Genomic DNA, 2,348 nt, shown 5'->3' with positions numbered 1-2,348 from the left:
TCATTTGCGACGTCATCAAGTGAAGTTAGAAGAGGAGCCAGAATTAGCGATCGCTGTGCAAAATCTTGTCAATACTAATGAACCTATATTATTAGAGCCTATTATTACTTATAAGTTGAGTCGTATGGGATTAATTAAGTTAGTTGGAAAGAAGGCCACATTAACTTGTGATTTGTATAGACAGTATTTTAGAAGTTAACAACCTCATTAATAATTAATAATTAATAATTAACAATTAATAATTGCCTTTTCTGTAATAATAGGATGGGTAAAAGGAATTTTTTTCTTCTTTTGGTCGATTGGATATGGCGCAGGTTTTCTCGCCATCCCACCCTTCGGGAAGCTGCGCTTTTTCCTACGGAATGCTGCGTAAACAGAGGAGCTTTCCTATCAGAATGCTGCGCAAACGCTAACGCTAACGCAAACGATCGCTTTTTTCTCCATGAATGGAGATGCTTTATACCTTAATTTTTCGGTAAGGGTTAAATTTTAGGTGATTCAACGAATTGGCGACCACATACTCGGCATTGGAAACATTATTGGCCACGACGATAGCCGTTTTTCCTAGTGTGGGTGGAGTTAGATTTTGGAAATTTCATGTTCCTAATTATAGAACATTTATCATTACTTTTCAAAATTTACATTGGGAAGTCAAAGATATGGTAAATTTGATGCCATCTGAGTATTTTCGCCGTCAATGTTATATTGCGGTTGACCCATCTTAACCTTATCTGACTCAGATAATTGAGTTTATTGGCTCTGATAATTTAATTTTTGGTTCAGATTATACACATATGGATCGTCATCTAGATGTTGTGAAAAATGTTGTAGAATTAGAGGGGAAGTTGTCTCAGGAGATAGTAAACAAAATTGTTTGGGATTATCCTAAATATTTTTCTAGTTTGAGTTGAGATGACGAAAAATTTATAGTTACCTTTACTAAGGAGAAAAAAAGATAGTATGAATAATCTTCCACCTGCATTTAAATCGGGTTTTTACCCCATGAAAAAATCTCAATGGTATGAAGGAGATACTTTATATCAAATACTGTTAGTTGAGCCAGCCAATAATACTGGAGATGGTGAAGATATAAAAAATCCAAGACAAATCTTAAAACAAACATTAATTACAAGAACAAGAGAAGAGCTTGAAAAATATCCACTTGATGACGAAACAGTGGAAAAATTAAGGAATTATCCCAAAGCTCGTCCAACAACCATAGATCGAAGACCAGAACCTAATATATCCTCATATTTGCCTTCCCCTGGAGTTGTTTTATTACAGGAGTTGAGAAAGAAACTATTCAGCTTATCCTCAGATTCTGATAATTCAGAAAATCCACAATTACCAGATCAAGATATTATCAATATAAATAATTTTTATGACTCACTGCGAACCCTATTGCACTGTCGTAAAACATCTCAACTGATTGCCAAAACCTGGTATGCTCAGAATCAAGCTACAAAAAAGTATATAGGTAGCACGAAATGCTGGGATCTTTTTTTACAAGGAAAGTGGAAAGCAATTTCTAGATGGGATTCTCTACAAGAGGGCATCTTAGACAGTCTTATAGTTAGAGAAATTTTTCTTTCTGCGACTAAATCTCCACCTGACAACTTCGAGTTTTCAGAAGGTATTGAATTGGAAGAATTTTTCTCATCTAGATTAGAGACTCAGGAAAGGGCTAAGTTCATAATTTCCCCTAGTAGTACAAGTTGGGAAGGAATTACTCTGACTCTCTTATTGGCAGGTCAGGCATATCGCAAAGTGAGAGAAAATGGTATTGATAAGTATCATCAAATTGTTCAACCTATTTTGAGTACTGGTGAAATAGTAGGTAAATATAATTTACAGATCTCTTTTGACAAATCTCACGGCGAGATAAAAGAGGTTCCTCTAGCTTATAATAGTCCTTCCACCACGTTTCAAGTTACTCTTCCCTATCCTCCAATTCCTAATTCCACAAATGTAAGAATGAAGGATATTAAACAATGGGCGTATGCCAGTGAGGAAGATGGAGACCTTCCATTTTATATCAAAGAAAATAATGAATTTGTCATAGGTACAGCATTTGTTGCACCACCCTATCCTTACATACCAGTGAGTACTACTACCTAAATTGAGCCTGAAAATTTAGCCATAAGTAAGCAAAGTGTTAAACTTAACTTAATCAGCTTATCTTATGGTTTATTAATTTAAAGCGGTGAAAACTAACTATAATATCATCAAAAAAATCTATGAAAGTTCTAACTCCCTCATCTATCAAGCTACTTTAAAAGAAAATAATAACCCAATTATTCTCAAAATCCTCAAAGAAAACTACCCTACTGCTTCCGAACTCACCCGCT

3 protein-coding genes are annotated in these 2,348 nt (G+C 34.9%); all 3 read left to right on the top strand.

The annotated features are described in order from the left end of the window. The coding region (locus AC3DU7_RS31440; RefSeq protein ID WP_488043157.1) for an AAA-like domain-containing protein at positions 1-199 on the top strand (199 nt) is incomplete at its 5' end. A 307-nt stretch (positions 200-506) separates the two neighbouring features. Continuing rightward, the gene (locus AC3DU7_RS31435) at positions 507-725 is read left to right on the top strand and encodes a hypothetical protein (protein ID WP_488043156.1); all 219 of its coding nucleotides are present in this window, start codon (positions 507-509) and stop codon (positions 723-725) included. A 235-nt stretch (positions 726-960) separates the two neighbouring features. After that, positions 961-2,118: a hypothetical protein gene (locus AC3DU7_RS31430; RefSeq protein ID WP_488043155.1), complete on the top strand. Its 1,158-nt coding sequence runs from the start codon at positions 961-963 to the stop codon at positions 2,116-2,118. The last annotated feature ends 230 nt before the right edge of the window (positions 2,119-2,348 follow it).

Source organism: Okeania sp. (assembly GCF_983059655.1).
The sequence above is the reverse complement of the archived record's forward strand: the minus strand, read 5'-3'. Positions and strand labels throughout refer to the sequence as shown.